General features: G+C 71.2%; 18 protein-coding genes. 12 read left to right on the top strand and 6 right to left on the bottom strand.

Going from position 1 to position 19,685, the window contains the following annotated elements:
* The first annotated feature begins 133 nt into the window (after positions 1-133).
* A complete protein-coding gene (locus EAO72_RS22340) occupies positions 134-748 on the top strand; it encodes a helix-turn-helix domain-containing protein (protein ID WP_148019062.1) in 615 nt (204 codons plus the stop codon).
* A gap of 9 nt (positions 749-757) precedes the next feature.
* Here EAO72_RS22340 and EAO72_RS22335 read toward each other — a convergent pair whose 3' ends face one another.
* Together EAO72_RS22335 and EAO72_RS22330 are read right to left on the bottom strand one after the other, a co-directional pair.
* Positions 758-1,186 (bottom strand): pyridoxamine 5'-phosphate oxidase family protein, encoded by a 429-nt coding sequence (locus EAO72_RS22335; protein WP_148019061.1) that lies wholly within the window; start codon positions 1,184-1,186, stop codon positions 758-760.
* Positions 1,183-1,875, bottom strand: coding sequence for an NAD(P)-dependent oxidoreductase (locus EAO72_RS22330; RefSeq protein ID WP_148019060.1), 693 nt, complete (start codon positions 1,873-1,875; stop codon positions 1,183-1,185). The genes EAO72_RS22335 and EAO72_RS22330 overlap by 4 nt, the downstream gene beginning before the upstream one ends.
* Before the next feature lie 76 nt (positions 1,876-1,951).
* Between EAO72_RS22330 and EAO72_RS22325 the strand changes: the two genes are divergently transcribed.
* From EAO72_RS22325 to mfd, 5 genes are all read left to right on the top strand, one after another.
* Positions 1,952-2,200, top strand: coding sequence for an NAD(P)H-binding protein (locus tag EAO72_RS22325; RefSeq protein ID WP_222724118.1), 249 nt, complete (start codon positions 1,952-1,954; stop codon positions 2,198-2,200).
* Positions 2,197-2,370: an NAD(P)H-binding protein gene (locus tag EAO72_RS42545; protein WP_222724117.1), complete on the top strand. Its 174-nt coding sequence runs from the start codon at positions 2,197-2,199 to the stop codon at positions 2,368-2,370. Before EAO72_RS22325 ends, EAO72_RS42545 begins: the two co-directional genes overlap by 4 nt.
* A gap of 345 nt (positions 2,371-2,715) precedes the next feature.
* Positions 2,716-3,504 (top strand): ABC transporter ATP-binding protein, encoded by a 789-nt coding sequence (locus tag EAO72_RS22315; protein WP_148019058.1) that lies wholly within the window; start codon positions 2,716-2,718, stop codon positions 3,502-3,504.
* Complete coding sequence (locus EAO72_RS22310) at positions 3,501-6,080, top strand: ABC transporter permease (RefSeq protein WP_148019057.1); 2,580 nt, start codon at positions 3,501-3,503, stop codon at positions 6,078-6,080. The genes EAO72_RS22315 and EAO72_RS22310 overlap by 4 nt, the downstream gene beginning before the upstream one ends.
* A gap of 260 nt (positions 6,081-6,340) precedes the next feature.
* Positions 6,341-9,871, top strand: coding sequence for a transcription-repair coupling factor (gene mfd / locus EAO72_RS22305; protein ID WP_148019056.1), 3,531 nt, complete (start codon positions 6,341-6,343; stop codon positions 9,869-9,871).
* A 53-nt stretch (positions 9,872-9,924) separates the two neighbouring features.
* Here the strand turns inward: mfd and EAO72_RS22300 are convergent, their stop codons facing one another.
* Positions 9,925-10,326, bottom strand: a complete 402-nt coding sequence (locus tag EAO72_RS22300; RefSeq protein WP_148019055.1) for an ATP-binding protein — start codon at positions 10,324-10,326, stop codon at positions 9,925-9,927.
* Positions 10,327-10,477: 151 nt separating this feature from the next.
* Between EAO72_RS22300 and EAO72_RS22295 the strand changes: the two genes are divergently transcribed.
* Together EAO72_RS22295 and EAO72_RS22290 are read left to right on the top strand one after the other, a co-directional pair.
* Entirely contained in the window at positions 10,478-11,020 is a 543-nt protein-coding gene (locus tag EAO72_RS22295) for a UTRA domain-containing protein (protein WP_148019054.1), read from the top strand.
* On the top strand, positions 11,017-11,796 hold the full coding sequence (locus tag EAO72_RS22290) for a GntR family transcriptional regulator (protein WP_148019053.1): 780 nt from the start codon (positions 11,017-11,019) through the stop codon (positions 11,794-11,796). The genes EAO72_RS22295 and EAO72_RS22290 overlap by 4 nt, the downstream gene beginning before the upstream one ends.
* A gap of 93 nt (positions 11,797-11,889) precedes the next feature.
* Here the strand turns inward: EAO72_RS22290 and EAO72_RS22285 are convergent, their stop codons facing one another.
* Both EAO72_RS22285 and EAO72_RS22280 read right to left on the bottom strand, forming a co-directional pair.
* On the bottom strand, positions 11,890-13,194 hold the full coding sequence (locus tag EAO72_RS22285; protein ID WP_148019052.1) for an SGNH/GDSL hydrolase family protein: 1,305 nt from the start codon (positions 13,192-13,194) through the stop codon (positions 11,890-11,892).
* Positions 13,195-13,292: 98 nt separating this feature from the next.
* Positions 13,293-13,865 carry a TetR/AcrR family transcriptional regulator gene (locus EAO72_RS22280; protein ID WP_148019051.1) on the bottom strand — a complete coding sequence of 191 codons (573 nt, stop codon included), beginning with the start codon at positions 13,863-13,865 and terminating at the stop codon, positions 13,293-13,295.
* A gap of 116 nt (positions 13,866-13,981) precedes the next feature.
* On the opposite strand from EAO72_RS22280, the gene EAO72_RS22275 reads away from it, so the two are divergent.
* Both EAO72_RS22275 and EAO72_RS22270 read left to right on the top strand, forming a co-directional pair.
* On the top strand, positions 13,982-14,854 hold the full coding sequence (locus EAO72_RS22275; RefSeq protein WP_148019050.1) for an SCO6745 family protein: 873 nt from the start codon (positions 13,982-13,984) through the stop codon (positions 14,852-14,854).
* A 132-nt stretch (positions 14,855-14,986) separates the two neighbouring features.
* The gene (locus EAO72_RS22270; RefSeq protein ID WP_148019049.1) at positions 14,987-15,742 is read left to right on the top strand and encodes an HNH endonuclease family protein; all 756 of its coding nucleotides are present in this window, start codon (positions 14,987-14,989) and stop codon (positions 15,740-15,742) included.
* 114 nt (positions 15,743-15,856) lie between these two features.
* Here the strand turns inward: EAO72_RS22270 and EAO72_RS22265 are convergent, their stop codons facing one another.
* Positions 15,857-16,729 carry a DUF4190 domain-containing protein gene (locus tag EAO72_RS22265; RefSeq protein WP_148019048.1) on the bottom strand — a complete coding sequence of 291 codons (873 nt, stop codon included), beginning with the start codon at positions 16,727-16,729 and terminating at the stop codon, positions 15,857-15,859.
* 227 nt (positions 16,730-16,956) lie between these two features.
* On the opposite strand from EAO72_RS22265, the gene EAO72_RS22260 reads away from it, so the two are divergent.
* Positions 16,957-19,071, top strand: a complete 2,115-nt coding sequence (locus EAO72_RS22260; protein WP_148019047.1) for an N-6 DNA methylase — start codon at positions 16,957-16,959, stop codon at positions 19,069-19,071.
* Between the two features lie 121 nt (positions 19,072-19,192).
* The coding region (locus tag EAO72_RS42110; protein WP_187285173.1) for a hypothetical protein at positions 19,193-19,685 on the top strand (493 nt) is incomplete at its 3' end.

The following is a 19,685-nucleotide window of genomic DNA, read 5'->3' as shown; positions in this document are numbered from 1 at the left end:
CTATGGAGTCAAAGCGTGATTCAGGCGACAGCGGTCATGGCTTTTCCGGTGACGATGCCCATACGTTCTGTGCGTGCACCCTCCACCCCCCTTCAATGCGCGTGCTGCCCGAGCCCTGCGTGAAAAGCTCGGGATGGCTCACGGCCACGTCGCGTACGCGATGAGGACGTCCTTCGGGACGGCTCACGTCACCGCCGACCACATCGCGGCGTGGGAACGCGGGTCCGCCCTGCCCGATCCCCATGAACTCGCCGCGCTCGCAGGCGCGTTGTGGTGCCATCCCAGCGAGGTCATGGGGCACCCGCGGACCCTGCGCGAGCACCGCGTCGCCCGCGGGATACCGGCCGAGGACGTCGCCCGCGCCACGGGTCTGTCCCTGGACTCGTACGTCCACATGGAGGAGACCGGCCGGTGGACCGGCGACCAGAGGCAGTCCGCGAAACTCGGCAGCCTGCTCGGCCTCCCGCCGCGCGACCACATCGCGATCACCGGGCTGGAGGACGAACTCGCCCGCCTGCTCACCGAAGCGGTCAGCACCCGGTGGCAGGCGCATGTCCGCGCCATCGCCAAGCTCATCTCGGTGGAGCGCAAACAGCTGCACGGGCCGCTGGACTCCATGTACCAGGAGTACCAGGCCCTCATGGCGGCCACCCTCAGCCGGGCCAGCGGCAGCACGGCCTCCGGTGAGGACGGGCGGCGCTACGTAGAGGAGATCGTCGACCACTTCTGGGCCAGGCTGCCCAAGTAGCCGCAGCGCTCAGGTGCGGCCCCGGAGACCGGGCCGGAGGCCGAGGCTCAGTACCCGGTCGACGGCGATCTCGACGACGACCAGGTCCGGCGGGGCGGGCGGGGCCGTCCGGTAGCGGGCGGTGTAGCGGGCGACCGCATCGGCCAGGCGCACGGGGTCGTCGCCGACCGTGGCCCGGCCCTCCAGGGTGAGCCAGCGGAAGCCGTCCGCCTGGCAGAGCGCGACCCGGGCCGCCGCGCCGCCCGCCGCCACGTTGCGGGCCTTGCGGGCGCGCGCCCTGGTGGTCACCCGCGCCAGACCGGTGGACGCGTCGAAGGTGAAGCGGACCGGAGTGACGTGCGGGGTGCCGTCCGGGCGCAGCGTGGTGAACGTGGCGGTGAGGGGGAGACCGAGGAACTCCAGAGCTGTGGCGGGGAGTTCGTCGTGCGCCGGGCTCACTTCTTCTTCACGCCCTCGTCCCAGATCATCCTGGCGATGTTCGGCTTCACCGCGGTGGTGATGACGCCCATCGCCGTACGGACGTAGCGCCGCTCCTCCAGCTCGCGCAGCATGCTCGCGGCGAGGTCGGCGCGGGCGGTGAAGACGCCGTCGGCGCTGACCGGCGCGGTGCGGTAGTCCGTGACGACAGGGTGCTCGAAGAGACCCGAGGGCCGTACGAGCGTCCAGTCGAGGTCCGTTCCGCGGATCACGTCCTCCATCCGGCGCATGTCCGCGTGGAGGGTGCGGCCCAGGCGCCGGTTCACCAGCGGGTCGAGCACATGGTTGAAGAAGTGTGCGCCGGTCGGACGCCAGGCGGGGTCGGCGATGCTGGAGCTGATGGCGAGGAGCCGCTTGATCCCGTGGCGGGCCATGGCATCGGTGAGGGCCGCGGCGCTCGCCGAGTACAGCGTGATGGCCCGTTTGCTGAAGCGGGCGCCCAGCGCGGACAGGACGGCGTCCGTACCGGCGACCGCGGCGTCGACGGCCGCCGGGTCGGTGGCGTCGGCGACGGCCACTGTGAGTCCGGGGCGTTCGGGCAGGGAGCCGGGGCGGCGGGTCACGGCGACGACCTCGTGGCCTGCGATGAGGGCCTGTTGGGTGAGATGGCGGCCGGTCGGTCCGTTGGCGCCGAAGACTGCGATACGCATGGTGTCGGTCATTCCTTCGTGTGGTGGCCGGAACGCCCTTGACTGTGCCGATCCACGCAACGCAGGCTCAACGCTGATGAATAACGCCGACCCCGCCTGGCGTCCGACCGGCGCACACTTCTTCAACCATGTGCTCGACCCGCTGGTGAACCGGCGCCTGGGCCGCACCCTCCACGCGGACATGCGCCGGATGGAGGACGTGATCCGCGGAACGGACCTCGACTGGACGCTCGTACGGCCCTCGGGTCTCTTCGAGCACCCTGTCGTCACGGACTACCGCACCGCGCCGGTCAGCGCCGACGGCGTCTTCACGTCGTCGCCGTGACCCGCCGCCCCGGCTCCCTGCCCGAACGCCCCGGACTCACAGTGGCCGTCGCCGACGCCACCGACCCGGCGGCCGTCGACGCCGCGGTCGCCGGTACGGACGCCGTCCTGTCCGCGCTGGCCCCGAGGTCCCGCATCGCGACCACCCCGGGCACCGGCCGCCGCGGCTGAAGCCCCTCAGCAGGGCGTTTCCGTACGGCAGGGCCCTGCCGCTCCACCCAGCGGTGTGGACCCATGGGCGCAGTCCCTGAGAGACGTGTCCACCCGGGGGACCAGACCCCTAGGGGGAGCTCCTTACATCTGGGCAGGGACCGTTCCTCCCGGCGGAGGACGTGCCCCGCGCCCTCCGCTCCGTAGCGTGGTCATGCACCGGGATTGCGGCAGACCACAGGGGGCGTGGTGGGGAAAACCCCACCCGAAGACTGCGCTGGGCACCAGCGCGCCGGACCCCCTTCCACGACCAGACTTCACAGCAGACAGCGACGCGCTGTCGCCGACCGACATAGGAGAAAAACCGTGACAACGGCTGTAACCATTCCCAGGCACGGGGGCACTGGAGGGCGTACGGCCGTGGCTGCGCGAGCGCGGCAGGTCGTCAAGGCTTACGGGGTCGGTGAGACCCGGGTCGTCGCGCTCGACCACGTCGACGTCGACATCGCCCGCGGCCAGTTCACGGCCATCATGGGCCCGTCCGGCTCCGGCAAGTCGACGCTGATGCACTGCCTCGCCGGTCTGGACACCGTGACCTCCGGGCAGATCCACCTCGCCGAGACCGAGATCACCGGGCTCAAGGACAAGAAGCTCACCCAGCTGCGGCGCGACCGCATCGGCTTCATCTTCCAGGCGTTCAACCTCCTGCCGACGCTCAACGCGCTGGAGAACATCACGCTGCCGATGGACATCGCGGGCCGTAAGCCCGACGCCGCCTGGCTGCGCCAGGTCGTGGAGACCGTCGGTCTCGCCGAGCGGCTCAAGCACCGGCCGACCGAGCTCTCCGGCGGCCAGCAGCAGCGCGTCGCGGTGGCCCGCGCGCTCGCCGCCCAGCCGGAGATCATCTTCGGCGACGAGCCGACCGGGAACCTGGACTCACGGGCCGGCGCCGAAGTGCTGAACTTCCTGCGCAAGTCCGTCGACGAGCTCGGGCAGACCATCGTCATGGTCACGCACGACCCGGTCGCCGCCTCCTACGCCGACCGTGTGCTGTACCTCGCGGACGGGCGCATCGTCGACGAGATGCTCAACCCGACCGCCGACCAGGTGCTGGACCGCATGAAGGACTTCGACGCGCGCGGGCGGACGTCATGACCGTCTGGAAGACCTCGATGCGCAACTTCTTCGCGCACAAGGGACGCATGGCGCTCTCCGCCGTCGCCGTCCTGCTGTCGGTGGCGTTCGTGTGCGGCACGCTCGTCTTCACCGACACGATGAACACCACGTTCGACAAGCTCTTCGCCGCCACGTCGGCCGACGTCACCGTCAGCCCGAAGACGGCCAAGGTCGACGACACCCCGGAGAACGGCAAGCCCCAGTCGCTGCCCGCCTCCGTCATCGCGCAGGTCGAGAAGGCCGACGGGGTGAAGAAGGCCGAGGGCGCCATCTCCAGCTCGGCCGTCACGGTCGTCGACAGCCACAACAAGAACATGGGCTCCGACACGGGCGCCCCGACACTGGCCGGCAACTGGACCTCCAACGACCTGCGCTCCATGGAGATCACCTCCGGCCACGCCCCGCGCGGCCCGACCGAGGTCATGGTCGACGCCGACACGGCGGACAAGCACGACCTGAAGATCGGTGACGAACTGCGCACCATCGCGGTCACCGGCGACGTCAGGGCGCGCATCAGCGGAATCGCCACCTTCAAGGTCACCAACCCGGGCGCGGCCATCGTCTACCTCGACACGGCCACCGCCCAGCAGAAGCTCCTCGGCAGCCCCGACGTCTTCACGCAGATCTCCATCACCGCCGAACCCGGCGTCAGTGACACGCAGGTGAAGCAGAGCGTCACCGCCGCACTGGACGGCTCGGCCGCGTACAAGGTGCAGACGCAGAAGGAAGCCGCCGAGTCCAACAAGGACTCCATGGGCGACTTCCTCGACGTGATGAAGTACGCGATGCTCGGCTTCGCCGGGATCGCCTTCCTCGTCGGCATCTTCCTGATCGTCAACACCTTCTCGATGCTGGTCGCCCAGCGGACCCGCGAGATCGGCCTGATGCGGGCCATCGGCTCCAGCCGCAAGCAGGTCAACCGGTCCGTGCTGCTCGAAGCAGTGCTCCTGGGCATCGTCGGATCGATCCTCGGCGTCGCCGCCGGCGTCGGACTGGCCGTCGGGCTGATGAAGCTCATGGGCGCCATCGGCATGGAGCTGTCCACCGGCGACCTCACCGTCGCCTGGACGACCCCAGTGACCGGCCTCGCGCTCGGCATCATCGTGACCGTCCTCGCCGCCTACATCCCGGCCCGGCGGGCCGGCAAGGTCTCCCCGATGGCCGCGCTGCGCGACGCCGGAACACCGGCCGACGCCAAGTCCGGCTGGATCCGGGCCGGTATCGGCCTGGTCCTCACCGGCGCCGGAGCGGCGGCCCTGTGGGCGACGACGCGGGCGGACGAGGCGAGCGACGGCTCGGCCTTCCTCGGCCTGGGCGTGGTCCTCACCCTCATCGGCTTCATCGTCATCGGCCCGCTGCTCGCCGGGATCGTAGTACGGGCACTCAGCGTCGTCGTCCTCAGGCTCTTCGGCCCGGTCGGCCGGCTGGCCGAGCGCAACGCGCTGCGCAACCCGCGCCGGACCGGTGCGACCGGTGCGGCCCTGATGATCGGCCTGGCCCTGGTGGCCTGCCTCTCGGTGGTGGGCTCCTCCATGGTCGCCTCGGCCACCGACGAGCTGGACAGGTCGGTGGGCGCGGACTTCATCGTGCAGTCGTCGACCGGCCAGCTGATCGTGCCCCAGGCCGCGAAGGCGCTGGAGACCGCGCCCGGCATCGAGCACATCACGAACTACAAGGCCATCGGCGCGAAGCTCACCAACCCGGACGGAACGACGACGGACGAGGACGTCACCGCCGCCGACCCGACGTATCCGCAGGACCTGCACCGCGAGACCACCGCCGGTGACCTGTCCGCGGCGTACGGGAAGAACGCCATGTCGGTCGGCGACGACTACGCCACCGAACACGGGATCAAGGTCGGTGACACGATCACCGTCGCGTTCAAGGCGGGCGACACGGCGAAGCTGAAGGTCGCCGCGATCACCTCGGACGACACGACCGTGGACCAGGGCGCGATGTACATGAACACCACGACCGCCCAGCGGTACATCCCCGCGGACAAGATGCCCAAGAACGTGATCATGTTCGCCAAGGCGCAGGACGGCAAGGAGAAGGAGGCCTACGCCGCCCTGAAGAGCTCGCTCGCCGAGTACCCGCAGTACAAGGTGCAGAATCAGGCCGACTTCAAGCAGGACCTGAAGGACCAGATCAGCCAGCTGCTGAACATCGTCTACGGCCTGCTCGCTCTCGCGATCATCGTCGCGGTCCTCGGAGTCGTGAACACCCTGGCCCTCTCGGTCGTCGAGCGGACCCGCGAGATCGGCCTGATGCGCGCCATCGGCCTCTCCCGCCGCCAGCTGCGCCGGATGATCCGGCTGGAGTCGGTCGTCATCGCCCTGTTCGGCGCCCTGCTCGGGCTCGGCCTGGGCATGGGCTGGGGCACCTCCGCCCAGAAGCTGCTGGCCCTGGAGGGTCTCGGCGTCCTGGAGATCCCGTGGCCGACCATCATCACGGTGTTCGTCGCCTCGGCCTTCGTCGGACTCTTCGCGGCACTCGTCCCGGCGTTCCGGGCGGGACGGATGAACGTCCTGAACGCCATCGCCACGGACGGGTGAGCCGGGCGGTCCGCATAGACTGAAGATTCCGGCCCCGGGCGCTCCTCCAAGCGCCCGGGGCCGGATTCCGTGCGTGCGGAGCCGTGGGGCGCGGCGCGCTGGCCGGTTGCGGGCGCGGCTGTCACCCCGGAGTCGTACGCTGGTGGAATCCCCGGCCCGTCTCACGTGTCGGGCCCTTCGCGTTGCCCCTGACAGCAGCGCCGCCCCCGACAGCAGCCGGCTGTCGGACCTCGCCCTCGTTACCCGGACGGAAGCCCTTCATGAGCCTGCACGGTCTGCTGGATGTCGTCGTACGTGATCCGGCGCTCGACGAAGCGGTGAAGGCCGCCGGGGACGGGCACCGGATGCACATCGACCTGGTGGGCCCGCCCGCCGCCCGGCCCTTCGCCGTGGCCGCGCTCGCCCGGGACTCGAAGCGGACCGTCCTCGCCGTCACCGCGACCGGGCGCGAGGCCGAGGACCTGGCGGCCGCGCTGCGCACGCTGCTGCCGCCGGACACGATCGCGGAGTTCCCGTCCTGGGAGACGCTGCCCCACGAGCGGCTCTCCCCGCGCTCCGACACCGTGGGCCGCCGGCTGGCCGTGCTGCGGCGCCTCGCGCACCCGAGGCAGGACGACCCGGAGACCGGGCCCGTCTCCGTCGTCGTCGCACCGATCCGTTCCGTGCTCCAGCCGCAGGTCAAGGGGCTCGGCGACCTGGAGCCCGTGGCGCTGCGGATCGGGCAGAGCGCCGATCTCGGCAGGACCGTCGAGGCGCTCGCGGCAGCCGCGTACGCGCGGGTCGAACTGGTCGAGAAGCGTGGCGAGTTCGCGGTGCGCGGCGGCATCCTGGACGTCTTCCCGCCGACCGAGGAGCACCCGCTGCGGGTGGAGTTCTGGGGCGACGACGTCGAGGAGATCCGCTACTTCAAGATCGCCGACCAGCGGTCCCTGGAGATCGCCGAGCACGGGCTGTGGGCGCCGCCCTGCCGCGAGCTCCTGCTGACCGACGACGTCCGCGAGCGGGCCGCCGCGCTCGCCGAGGCCCACCCCGAGCTGGGCGAACTCCTCAACAAGATCGCCGAGGGCATCGCGGTCGAGGGCATGGAGTCCCTGGCCCCCGTCCTCGTCGACGACATGGAACTGCTGATCGACGTCCTGCCCAAGGGCTCCATGGCCGTCGTGTGCGATCCCGAGCGGGTCCGCACCCGGGCCGCGGACCTGGTCGCCACCAGCCAGGAGTTCCTGGAGGCGTCCTGGGCGGCCACGGCCGGCGGTGGCGAGGCACCCATCGACGTCGGCGCGGCCTCGCTGCGCGGCATCGCGGACGTCCGCGACCGGGCCCGCGAGCTGAACATGATGTGGTGGTCGGTCTCCCCGTTCGCCGCCGACGACGAGCTCGACGAGGACACGCTCAAGCTCCGGATGCACGCCCCGGAGGCGTACCGCGGCGACACCGCCCGCGCACTCGCCGACACCAAGGGATGGCTGGCCGAGGGCTGGCGCACGGTGTACGTCACCGAGGGCCAGGGCCTCGCCTCCCGTACCGTCGAGGTGCTGAGCGGCGAAGGCATCCCGGCCCGCCTCGACGCGGACCTCGGTGAGATCGCCCCGTCCCTCGTCCACGTCTCCTGCGGTGCCATCGACCACGGCTTCGTCGACGCCGAACTCAGGATCGCCGTCCTCACCGAGACGGACCTGACCGGCCAGCGCACGGCCACCAAGGACCTCGGCCGGATGCCGGCCCGCCGCAGGAAGACCATCGACCCGCTGACGCTGGAGACGGGCGACTACATCGTCCACGAGCAGCACGGCGTGGGCCGCTACATCGAGATGGTGCAGCGCACGGTGCAGGGCGCCACCCGCGAGTACCTCCTCGTCGAGTACGCCCCCGCCAAGCGCGGCCAGCCCGGCGACCGGCTGTACATCCCGACCGACCAGCTGGAGCAGGTCACCAAGTACGTCGGCGGCGAGGCCCCGACCCTGCACCGCCTCGGCGGCGCCGACTGGACGAAGACGAAGGCGCGCGCCAAGAAGGCCGTCAAGGAGATCGCCGCCGACCTGATCAAGCTCTACTCGGCCCGGATGGCGGCCCCCGGCCACGTCTTCGGCCCGGACACCCCCTGGCAGCGCGAACTGGAGGACGCCTTCCCGTACGCGGAGACGCCCGACCAGCTCACCACCATCGCCGAGGTCAAGGAGGACATGGAGAAGTCCGTCCCCATGGACCGCCTGATCTGCGGCGACGTCGGCTACGGCAAGACGGAGATCGCGGTCCGGGCCGCCTTCAAGGCCGTCCAGGACGGCAAGCAGGTCGCCGTCCTCGTCCCCACGACCCTCCTCGTCCAGCAGCACTTCGGCACGTTCACCGAGCGCTACTCCCAGTTCCCCGTCACCGTACGGGCGCTGAGCCGCTTCCAGTCGGAGTCCGAGTCCAAGGCGACGATCGAAGGGCTCCGTGAGGGCTCCGTCGACCTGGTCATCGGCACCCACCGCCTGTTCTCCTCCGAGACGAAGTTCAAGGACCTGGGCCTGGTCATCGTCGACGAGGAGCAGCGCTTCGGCGTCGAGCACAAGGAACAGCTGAAGAAGCTCCGCGCCAACGTCGACGTCCTGACCATGTCCGCGACGCCCATTCCCCGTACGCTCGAAATGGCGGTCACCGGCATCCGCGAGATGTCGACGATCACCACCCCGCCCGAGGAGCGCCACCCGGTCCTCACCTTCGTCGGCCCGTACGAGGAGAAGCAGATCGGCGCGGCCATCCGCCGTGAACTGCTCCGCGAGGGCCAGGCGTTCTACATCCACAACCGTGTCGAGTCGATCGACCGCGCCGCCGCCCGCCTCCGCGAGATCGTCCCCGAGGCACGGATCGCGACCGCCCACGGCCAGATGTCCGAACAGGCCCTGGAACAGGTCGTGGTGGACTTCTGGGAGAAGAAGTTCGACGTCCTGGTCTCCACGACGATCGTCGAGTCCGGCATCGACATCTCCAACGCCAACACCCTGATCGTGGAGCGCGGCGACAACTTCGGCCTCTCCCAGCTCCACCAGCTGCGCGGCCGCGTCGGCCGTGGCCGCGACCGCGGCTACGCCTACTTCCTCTACCCGCCGGAGAAGCCGCTCACCGAGACCGCCCACGAACGCCTCGCCACGATCGCCCAGCACACCGAGATGGGCGCGGGCATGTACGTGGCGATGAAGGACCTCGAGATCCGCGGCGCGGGCAACCTCCTGGGCGGCGAGCAGTCCGGCCACATCGCGGGCGTCGGCTTCGACCTGTACGTCCGCATGGTCGGCGAGGCGGTCGCCGACTACCGGGCGTCCCTCGAAGGCGGCGTGGAGGAGGAGCCGCCGCTGGAGGTCAAGATCGAGCTCCCGGTCGACGCGCACGTCCCGCACGACTACGCCCCCGGCGAGCGCCTGCGCCTCCAGGCCTACCGCTCGATCGCCTCGGCCTCCTCGGAGGACGACATCAGGGCGGTGCGCGAGGAGCTCACCGACCGCTACGGCAAGCTCCCGGAGCCGGTCGAGAACCTCCTCCTGGTCGCCGGCCTGCGGATGCTGGCCCGCGCCTGCGGTGTCGGCGACATCGTGCTCCAGGGCCCGAACATCCGCTTCGCGCCGGTGGAGCTGCGCGAGTCGCAGGAGCTCCGCCTGAAGCGCCTCTACCCGAAGACGATCATCAAGCCGGCCCTGCACCAGATCCTGGTCCCGCGCCCCACCGCGGGCAAGATCGGCGGCAAGCCGGTCGTGGGGCGTGAACTGCTGGCGTGGACGGGGGAGTTCCTGACGACGATCCTGGGGTCGTAGCACCGGGAGCTACACGCGGGGGCCCCGCCGGAAATCCGGCGGGGCCGGGCTCTTTACGTGGCTGGGGGCGTGGCGGGCCTCTTGAAGGCCGCCCATACGGTCTTGCCGACGGCGTGGTGGTCGACACCGAAATCTGCTGCCAGCTCGATGACGAGGAGTAAGCCGCGCCCCGTGCAGTCCTCCGCAGTCGGGCATTTGACCTCGGGGTGACCGCCGCCGCTGTCCCGGACCTCCAGGTGTACGAGGTCCCGGTTCGCACGAAGGCGGACGGCGAATTCTCTTCCCGGCGGAACTCCGTGGAGCAGGGCGTTGGTGGCCAGCTCCGAGACGCAGAGCCGTATGTCGTCGACCAGGGGCGTGAGCCGCCACTCCGCGAGGACATCGACGACGAAGTCGCGGGAGGCACCGACGGAAGTGCGCCGTCGGGGGAAACGCCGTTGCTGCGACAGAGACACGGTGGTTCACCGCCTTGCTCGTGGGCCGTAACGCGCACACCGTACTGCTATTCGCGAAAAGCAGCAAGGTAGTCTTTGGGGGGCCGGATCGCTTTCGCCTACCGTGTGGAGCGGCAAGGCCCTGCGGGCATCGGTTGTGAAGGAGAAGGCCATGGGTGAAGGCGAGAGGGTCAGCGCGTCCGCCCGGTACCTGGCGCCATCGGAGCAGGACGGCGGTGACGCATGGCGTGCCGAGGCGGCGGCCGTCGGGCGGCGGGGCACCCAGGAGATCGTGCGAGCCGGAGAGGTCGTCGCGCCCGACAGGGTCGCGGACTTGCTCCGGGTGGAGCGCGGCTGCGACATCGTCGAGCGCCGAAGGGTCATGTATCTCGACGGTGAGCCGTGCGAGTTGACCGACACCTACTACCCGCTGGAGATCGCCCGGGGTACGGCGCTGGCGGGGACCGCGAAGATCCGGGGAGGCGCTGTCCGGCTGCTCGCCGAGCTCGGCCACGCAGGTGTTCTGGCGCAGGAGGATGTTGTCGCGCGCATGCCGTCGGAGGGTGAGCGCGTGGCGTTGGGGCTGGACACCGGTGAGCCGGTGCTCGAACTGACGCGGCTCACGCTGGACCGGGACGGTCGGCCTGTCCAAGCCGACGTGATGGTCATGCCGCCCCGGGGGCAGTTGCTGCGGTACGAGATCAGGATCGGATGACTGTGCCCAGACCGGAAGCGAACGATGTCGATCGCCGTTCACTGCACGAGCGGATCGCAGCCGATCTGCGGGACGAGATCATGTCCGGCGACCTGGCTCCTGGTGCCGGGCTGCCGTCCACCGCACGCCTCAAGGAGCGCTTCGACGCCTCGAACGCGACGGTGCAGAAGGCCTTGCAGCTACTCAAGGACGAACGGCTCGTGATCGGCAGGGCGGGTGCGTCCGTGACGGTCCGGGACCACAGGCAGCGAACCGTCCGCCCGGCCTCGTACATGGCTCCGGCGGGCTCGGGTGCGCCGTACCGTTGGCTTACCGAAGCCGCCGGCGGCGGCGCCCGCGCACACAGCACGCTTCTTGAAGTGGCCGAGAGCGACCCGCCCGCGGATGTCGCTGAGGCGCTCAGGCTGCCGACGTCCGGCCGTGTGCTCCTGCGGCGCCAACTCCTCATGGTCGACGACGAACCGGTCGAGCTCGTGGCGTCGTACTACCCGCTGGAGATCGTTGACGGTACGGCGATGACGGTGCGCCGGAAGATCCGGGGCGGCCCCCCGACGCTGCTTGCGGAACTCGGCTACCCGCCGCGGCTCAGCGTGGACAGGGTCTCCGCGCGCGTACCGACGCAGGATCAGTACCAGGCGCTGCGGCTGCCGGGTGGACTGCCGGTCCTGCGGACGTTGCGTGTCGTCTACAGCGACGATGAGCGGCCCATCGAAGCGACCGTCATGGTGAAGGCAGGCCATCTGTACGAGGTGCAGTACGAGTTCACCGCCGACTGAGCGGGAGCCCAGGGTGCCGCACTGCTGCACGCACCCCATGCCGCGCCCGGCCCCGCCGCAGCCGACGGCGACGCCGGGCGCACCGCAGTGGGGTCAGATCCCGCCCAGGTCCAGTGCTCCGGCCATCGCCCGGTAGCCCGCGTCGCTCGGGTGCAGATGGTCGCCCGAGTCGTAGGCGGGGGCGATGCTGTCCGGGTCCTCGGGGTCGGCCACGGCGCGGTCCAGGTCGACCACGTCGTCGTACGCGCCCGATGTGCGGATCCAGTCGTTGAACGCGTCGCGCTTGGCCTCGTTGACGGGGCTGTCGTAGAACGAGCCCTTGATGGGCGTCAGCGTCGCACCGATCACCTTGAGACCCTTGGCATGCGCCTGGTGGATCAACGACCGGTGTCCTGCGATCAGTTGGGCGACCGACACTTCGGGGGTGGGGGTGCCGACCGCGCCCGCACCACTCGCCCCGATGTCGTTGATGCCCTCCAGCACGATGACCGTGCCCACGCCCGGCTCGTCGAGCACGTCCTTCTCGAAGCGGACCACGGCCTTCTCCCCGGCCCAGTCCGTGTCGTTCGTGACCTGGTTGCCGCCGATCCCGTGGTTGAGGACGCTGCGCGGCCTGCCGGTGGCCGCGAAGCGCTCCGCCAGTTCGTCGGGGTAGCGGTTGTCCGTGTCCGGCGTGGATCCGACGCCGTCGGTGATGGAGTCGCCGAACGCCACGATCCCGTTCCTGCGCGGGGCGTCGCCGCCGCCGACCTCGACGCCGGTGAGGTAGTACCAGGATTCGCTGGTCTCCGTGAACGACGCGCCGTCGCGGTCGGCCCGGTGATCGCCCTGCGCCCGGTAGCTCGTGGCCGACGACATCATGTGGAAGGTGGCGGGGCCGGTCGGTGCGGCCAGGTACAGCGTGACGGTCAGCGACTCCAGGGCCCGGGTCCTGAACGGCACCGCGTCGCTGGTCGCGTCGGAGCCCGCCGGGATGGTCACCATGCCGTTCCCGCCGAAGGACAGCCGTCGGACCGAACCCTCCTCGACCGAGGCGCCGTTGTCCGTACGCGCCACCGTCGCTCCGGTGATGCGCAGCGGCGTGCTCCCGTAGCGGTTGGACAGTTCGATGCGGGCCCGCGTGCCTCCGGTGCTGACCCGTACCACCTGGCGGACCGTCTGGTCCGCGAAGCCCTGCCGCGACCAGTTCGGTGTGAAGACCTCGGTCGGTGCCTGAGGCGAGGCGGCCCAGCCGCCCTGCCATGCGCCGCGGTCCGGCTGCGGCGTGGTGCCGTTACCGGCCGGCGCGGTCTGCGCGGAGGCGCCGGTGACCTGTCCGCCGACGACCGGCAGCGCCAGCAGTGCCAGCGCTGATAACAGTGCGACACCCGCACGCCGGGTCGCGTTCGTGGTTCTCATGGTTCCACCCTCGTTGTCCTCGATGACCGTCTCGTGGATTGCGTGCGCACGACATGGCCAAGCAAGCGGAGGCGTCGGCTATTCCCGCCGGGTGAGCGTCAGTTGGGCCCGCCCGGTGCGAACACCGGCGTGGCGAGCGCCCGGAACACCTCTTCCGGATCCCGGTCGCCCACCGCCCCGCTCAGGTTGCCGCTGAGCAGCAGCGTGGCGAAGCCGTGGGCCAGGGACCACGCGGCCACACCGGTGAGCCGGGCGTCGTCCCCGCCGCCGGAGGGCAGACCGGTGACGCCCGCCCGCAGTTCCACCGACGCCCGCTCCTTCGCCGCGAGGAGGTCCGGGTCGCCGGCGCGGTAGAGGTCCGGCTGGAACATCACCTGGAAGTGGGCCGGGTGTGCGGCGGCGAACCGTACGTACCGCACGCCCCGCTCCCGCAGATCGGGTGCGTCGGCCAGCGCGTCGGCGAACAGCCCGTAGCCCTCGGTGGCGATGGCGGTGAGCAGGCCGGTGCGGTCTTTGAAGTGGTGGGCCGGCGCGGCGTGGGAGACGCCGGCCCGGCGGGCCAGGTCCCGCAGGCTCAGCGCGGCGGGGCCCTCGGTGCGGATGACGTCGAGGGCGGCGGTGAGGACGGCCCGCCGCAGGTCGCCGTGGTGGTAGGTGCGGTCGCTGCTCATGGACAGCACCCTACGCAGAATCTAGTCATTGACAAGTTCGTGGCGCGAGGTGCACTGTGGCTGCCGTAGGAGATCTAGTCACTGGCAAGATTCACATGGCTGTGGAAGGCGGAGACATGTCCGACGAGCTGGGTCGCGTACGGCAGATGTGGCACCTGCTGGAGCCCCTGCACGCTGTTCTCTACTACGCGCCGGAGGCCTTCGACGAGGCCGAGGCGCTCGGGTACGCGGTCGACGAGCGCTGGCCGAGCTACTTCGCGTGGCGGGCGGCGCCGCTCGGGGAGGAAGGGGCCGGAGCCGGTCGGGTCGCGGAGACCTTCTACAGTTTCAGCCCGGCGATGGTGGACGCGTACGTCCCCGCCGTCTGGTCCGTCGCCTCGCCCGGCGCCGTGCTCGCCGCCCGGGGCCGGGCCGTCGACCGCGCGTACCGGACGGTCCTGGGGGAGGCGGCCACCGCGCCGGACACGGCCGAGGCCGCCGCGCTCCTGCGCCGCGTCGCGGAGGCCGCCGACACGACGGGCCGCCCGCTCGCCGCCGCCAACGCCGCGCTTCCCTGGCCGGACGAACCGCACCTGGTGCTCTGGCACGCGGCGACCGTCCTGCGCGAACACCGCGGCGACGGCCATCTCGCGGCGCTCGCCGAGGCGGAGCTCGACCCGGTCGAGGCGCTGGTCTCGTTCGCAGCCATCGGCGCGGCGCGCCCGGAGGTGTTCGCGAGCCGGCGCTGGAGCGACGAGGAGTGGGCGCAGGCCCGCGAACGGCTGCTGAAGCGCGGCCTGGTGGCGGACGACGGTACGGCGACGGAGGCGGGCAGGGCACTGCGCGCCGAGGTCGAGCGGCGCACGGACGAGGCGGCGGCGGCGCCGTGGCGGGTGCTGGCGGATGAGGAGAGGGAGCGGCTCGTGGAGCTGCTGGGGCCGTTGTGGGTGGCGGCGATCGGGTCCGGGCTGCTGCCGTCGGAGACGACGCTGGGGATCGGGAAGGTGTGATCCGGGCCGCATCCGGAGTGAAGCGATGCCATGAACACGTCCCGGCGGGGAAGAAGTCCGTAGGATTCCCGGGTTGGTTCGGCTTTCTCCCCGTCAGGACGGCTTCGAGTGATATCTCCCCGCGATTGTCGAGTGATCGTGCCCGCCCTGGGTGTGGTGGCGGTGCTGGCCCTGACCGGCTGTGATCCCGAATCGGTCACGTCCGGTGCCGAGTCGCCGAGCGGCAGCTCGAACGGCGGCCAGTCCGCCACCGGCTTCGGCGCCAGCCCGCTGGACAACCCGGACGGTACGAAGCCGGGCCTCGCCCCTCTCACCTCGGACGCGGACCGGGCGGAGGCCCGCAAGGTCATCGAGACGGTGGCGACCAAGGGCCGCGGCCCCAAGACCGGCTACGAGCGGGACAAGTTCGGGTACGCCTGGAAGGACTCGGTCGACGGCATCCCACTCTCGCGGAACGGCTGTGACACCCGGAACGACCTGCTGGCCCGGGACGGCAAGGAGGTCACGCTCCGGTCGGGATCGGACTGCGTGGTCGTCGCCATGACGCTCATGGACCCGTACACCGGCTCGGCCATCGAGTGGCGCAAGCAGCAGGCGACCAAGGTCCAGATCGACCACGTCATGCCGCTGTCGTACGACTGGCAGATGGGCGCTGCCCGCTGGAACGAGGCCAAGCGGCAGCAGATCGCCAACGACCCGCTCAATCTGCTGCCCGTGGACGGCCCGGCCAACAACGCCAAGCGCGACTCCGGCCCCGCTTCCTGGCTGCCGCCGTACAAGCCGGTGCGCTGCTCGTATGCGCTGCGGTTCGCCCAGGTCTCGCTGAAGTACGAACTCCCGGTCACCACCGCGGACAAGAAGGTCATGCTGGAGCTGTGCGGCGGCTGATGGCGGGCGGCCGCCGAGCTCCCCGGCCGCACGGGCCGCTCCTCGTAACGGGGTGAACGCGCGAACGGAACCCGCCCGTGGGCCGGTTCCGTCCTGCGTATGTGTGGGTGCGGGTCAGAGCTTCAGGTCCCACTGGGTGGCCTCGTACGTAAAGCCGGGGTTGACCTCGACCGTCAGGTTCCTGGCGTCCGCGGGGGCGTCGAAGGCGTAGAGGACCGTGACCTTCTTGCCGGGCAGGACCGTGCCGCTGAAGCCTTCGCCGACCTTGTTGTCGAAGATCTGCTCGGCGTCGACCCCGTCCTGACCGGCCCGCGCCCCGACGCTGACGAGCAGGGCGTCGAACTTCTCCTTGCCCGCGTTCTCGATGACGACGGCCACCTGGTAGGCCTTGTTGCCCTTGGTGTGGCCGGCCGCGAACGAGTCCGGGGTGTACGAGGTCGCGTCTCCGACCGTGATCGTGACGTCGTCGTCGTAGACCGCCGAGTCCCCGGCCTCCAGGGCCTCGCCGGTGTCCTCCTTCTTTCCTTCCTCCTTGGCGCTCGTGCCGTCCGTGTTCTTGGCGTCGGCTTCCCCGCCGGCCTTCGGCTTCGCGGAGGCGGTCGTGTCCGACACCGCCTTGTTCAGGTCGCTCACCGCGTCGTCGACCGCCTTGAACGTGATCACCGCGCCGACCACCGAGAGGATCAGCGCGATCAGGCCGAGCACCGCGCCGAACGTCGCCATGTTCTTGTTCGTCGCCTCGCCCCTCTTGGCGCGGCCCCGGCCCACCAGCCCCAGGATCAGCGCGATCAGGCCGAGAATGCCCGCCAGCCAGAAGAAGAACGGGACCAGGCCCGAGACCGCGCCGATGAGGCCGAGGATCAGTGCCGCCACGCCGAGCCCGTTGCGCGCGGGGCGCAGGCCGGGGGTGTGGGTGGGGATGTACGGCTGCTGCGGCTGGGGCTGCCCGTGCTGCGGGGACTGCGGCGGCTGGGTGAACTGGGACATGGCTGTGCCCTTCGGCAGGTGCGGAGGTGAGTGGTGAGCGGTTCCACGCGTCGCCTCGTGCAGCGACAGGTCAATGAGACCATCCCGTGTGAACCGAGTCAACACGGTTCACACGGGATGGGGCAGTGCACGCCGTGAATCGTGTGCTGTGAACGGGTCGCTATGCTCGCCGTCACAGCAGTGAGCACGGACGGGCAGCAGCGGTACGAGCACCAGGGAGACAGCAAGTGCCGGAGAACGCGACAGAGGTGACCGCCGCCGGGATCGCCCGGCTGGCAGGGGTGGGACGCGCCGCCGTCAGCAACTGGCGCCGTCGCCACGCCGACTTCCCCAAGCCCGTCGGCGGCACGGAGACGAGCCCGTCGTTCGCCCTGCCCGAGGTCGAGCAGTGGCTGCGCGACCAGGGAAAACTCGCCGAGGTCCCGCTCCGCGAGCGCGTCTGGCAGCAACTGTCCGGACACCCCGCGGGCGCCGTCCCCGCGCTGTTCCACGTCGGGTGCGCCCTCCTCCTCGTGCGGGAGCGGCCCACCGCCTGGCGGGAGATCGCGGGGGTGTCCGACGCGCGCATGGCCGGAGTGCTCTCCCTCGCCCTGAACGAGGTGCTCACCGCCCGGTTCGGACCGGCCTCCGGGGCCGGGCGCGCGGTTCACAGCCCCGACCGCTCCGAACTCCTGCCGTCCGTACCGCTCCTGCGGGGCGCGGCGGAGCTCGCCGCCGAGTCCGGGCCCCGGGAGACCTTCGAGTTCCTGCTCGGACGTCAGCTCGACGCCAACCCGCGCCAGTACACGCTCACCCCGCCCGGCCTGGCGGAACTGATGGCCGCACTGGCCGACACCGGCGGCGGCCCTCCCCACACGGTCCTCGACCCGGCGGCGGGCACCGGCACCCTGCTCGGCGCGGTCCCGCGGCCCACCGCGCTGTACGCACAGGAGAGCGACCCGGACCTCGCGGCCCTCACCGCACTCCGTCTCGCCCTGCGGACCGGCCCCGCCGAGTGCACGCTCGCCGTGCGGGCCGGCGACACCCTGCGCGCCGACGCCTTTCCCGGGCTCACCGCGGACGCCGTGCTCTGCCACCCGCCGTTCAACGAACGCAACTGGGGCCACGACGAACTCGCCTACGACCCGCGCTGGGAGTACGGCTTCCCCGCCCGCACTGAGTCCGAACTCGCCTGGGTGCAGCACGCGCTGGCCCATCTGCGCGAGGGCGGCACCGCGGTCCTGCTGATGCCGCCCGCCGCCGCGTCGCGCCGCTCGGGCCGCCGCATCCGGGCCGATCTGCTACGCCGCGGCGCCCTGCGGGCCGTCATCGCGCTCCCGGCCGGCGCCGCGCCCCCGTACGGCATCCCGCTCCACCTCTGGGTCCTGCGCAAGCCGGACGCCGGACCGCACCCCTCGCCCGAACTGCTCCTCGTCGACACCGCCGAACCGGCCGACCCCGCCTCCGAGCGCGGCGGCCGCGACCGCCTCGACTGGCCGGCCCTGCACACCTCCGTGCTCGATGCCTGGCGGCCGTTCAGCGGCGAGGCGGAGAACGGCCCGTCAACCGCCCCGCCCCTCCCGGGCGCCGAGAGCAACCGCCCGCGGCCCGGCGCCAGCCGCATCGTCCCCGTCATCGAACTCCTCGACGACGACGTCGACCTGGCCCCCGCCCGCCACCTGCCGTCCCCGGCCGCGGCCGGCGGGCCCGCCGAGCTGATCGACGTACGGGACCGGCTGACCCGGAGCCTGGGCCTCGCGGACAGCCTCACCCCACCGCCCGTGGAGGTCTCCGAACCCGCCCGCTGGCCCCTCACCAGCATCGGCGAACTCGCCCGCGCCGGCGCCCTCCAGCTCCGCACCGGCGGCACCGGAACCGGCCCCGGTCCCGTACTCACCGAGCACGACGTCCTCGGCTCCGCCGCTCCCTCGGGAAACCTCCCCGCCGACGGGCCGCACGAGGACCKCGTACTCGTCGAACCCGGCGACGTCGTCGTTCCCGTACTCGGCGGCGGCTCCGTCGCCCGCGTCATCGACGACGCCACCGCGGGCGCCGCGCTCGGCCGCAACCTCCAGCTGCTGCGCCCCGACCCGGCCGCCCTCGACCCCTGGTTCCTCGCCGGCTTCCTGCGCGGCACCGCCACCAACCGCCGGGCCAGCAGCTACGCCTCCACCGCCACCCGGCTCGACGCCCGCCGCCTCCAACTGCCCCGGCTGCCCCTGGCCGAACAGCAGCGGTACGGCGAACGGTTCCGTACCCTGGCCGCGTTCGAGGACGCGCTGCGCCTCGCCGGCCAACTCGGCGGCCGGCTCGTCCAGGGGATGTACGACGGACTGACGGACGGTACGGTCACGCCGGAGTGAGCGGAACCACAACGGTTCCGTACAACCCGGGGCCCCTTGTCGGTGTCGCCCTTTACGCTCGGTTCTGCGCGCACGTCCAAGTGCGCGCGGACGTCCCATGACCAGGTATCCAGGAGCAGCCATGTACGCCCCGGGTCAACCGCCGACGGCGCCGCGCAGAGTCCCCTCCAGGGCCTGGATCGTGTCGATGCGCGTGCTGTTCACCGTGCTCGCGGTGTGCTCCTGCGGCATGCTCCTGTGGGCACCCCTGTTGCGGCTGGCGTTCGTGCGCCGGAGGACCGCCGACTGGTGGGTGGCCGGAGCCGGCTTCGTCCTCGCCCTCACCCTGCTGCTCATCATCGGCAGGGACGGTGAGGACGCCCACGGCGTCGACTTCGTCTTCATCCCGATGCTGTTCCTCGCGATGGCCGCGGCCGTCGCGTACTACCTCGTCGCCGACATCCGCCACTACACGCAGCTGACGCGGCAGAACGTCATGGGCGGCTACCTGCCGCCGGGTCCGGGCTACGCATACGCACCCACCGTGCCCATGCAGCCGCCCGCACAGTCCCCGCCCCCGCAGCCGTTCCCGCCGCAGCACTACCAGCAGCCGCACCGGTCCGACCCCACACCAC

This window comes from Streptomyces sp. OR43 (assembly GCF_008042275.1).
Taxonomy (GTDB): Bacteria; Actinomycetota; Actinomycetes; order Streptomycetales; family Streptomycetaceae; genus Streptomyces.
The sequence above is the reverse complement of the archived record's forward strand: the minus strand, read 5'-3'. Positions and strand labels throughout refer to the sequence as shown.

What these genes read in the sequence shown, in the direction of transcription:
- EAO72_RS22340 (WP_148019062.1), top strand. Translation starts at nt 134, where the DNA reads ATGGCTCACGGCCACGTCGCGTACGCGATGAGGACGTCCTTCGGGACG.
- EAO72_RS22330 (WP_148019060.1), bottom strand. Translation starts at nt 1,875, where the DNA reads ATGCGTATCGCAGTCTTCGGCGCCAACGGACCGACCGGCCGCCATCTC.
- EAO72_RS22325 (WP_222724118.1), top strand. Translation starts at nt 1,952, where the DNA reads ATGAATAACGCCGACCCCGCCTGGCGTCCGACCGGCGCACACTTCTTC.
- EAO72_RS22310 (WP_148019057.1), top strand. Translation starts at nt 3,501, where the DNA reads ATGACCGTCTGGAAGACCTCGATGCGCAACTTCTTCGCGCACAAGGGA.
- mfd (WP_148019056.1), top strand. Translation starts at nt 6,341, where the DNA reads ATGAGCCTGCACGGTCTGCTGGATGTCGTCGTACGTGATCCGGCGCTC.
- EAO72_RS22295 (WP_148019054.1), top strand. Translation starts at nt 10,478, where the DNA reads ATGGGTGAAGGCGAGAGGGTCAGCGCGTCCGCCCGGTACCTGGCGCCA.
- EAO72_RS22290 (WP_148019053.1), top strand. Translation starts at nt 11,017, where the DNA reads ATGACTGTGCCCAGACCGGAAGCGAACGATGTCGATCGCCGTTCACTG.
- EAO72_RS22285 (WP_148019052.1), bottom strand. Translation starts at nt 13,194, where the DNA reads ATGAGAACCACGAACGCGACCCGGCGTGCGGGTGTCGCACTGTTATCA.
- EAO72_RS22280 (WP_148019051.1), bottom strand. Translation starts at nt 13,865, where the DNA reads ATGAGCAGCGACCGCACCTACCACCACGGCGACCTGCGGCGGGCCGTC.
- EAO72_RS22275 (WP_148019050.1), top strand. Translation starts at nt 13,982, where the DNA reads ATGTCCGACGAGCTGGGTCGCGTACGGCAGATGTGGCACCTGCTGGAG.
- EAO72_RS22265 (WP_148019048.1), bottom strand. Translation starts at nt 16,729, where the DNA reads ATGTCCCAGTTCACCCAGCCGCCGCAGTCCCCGCAGCACGGGCAGCCC.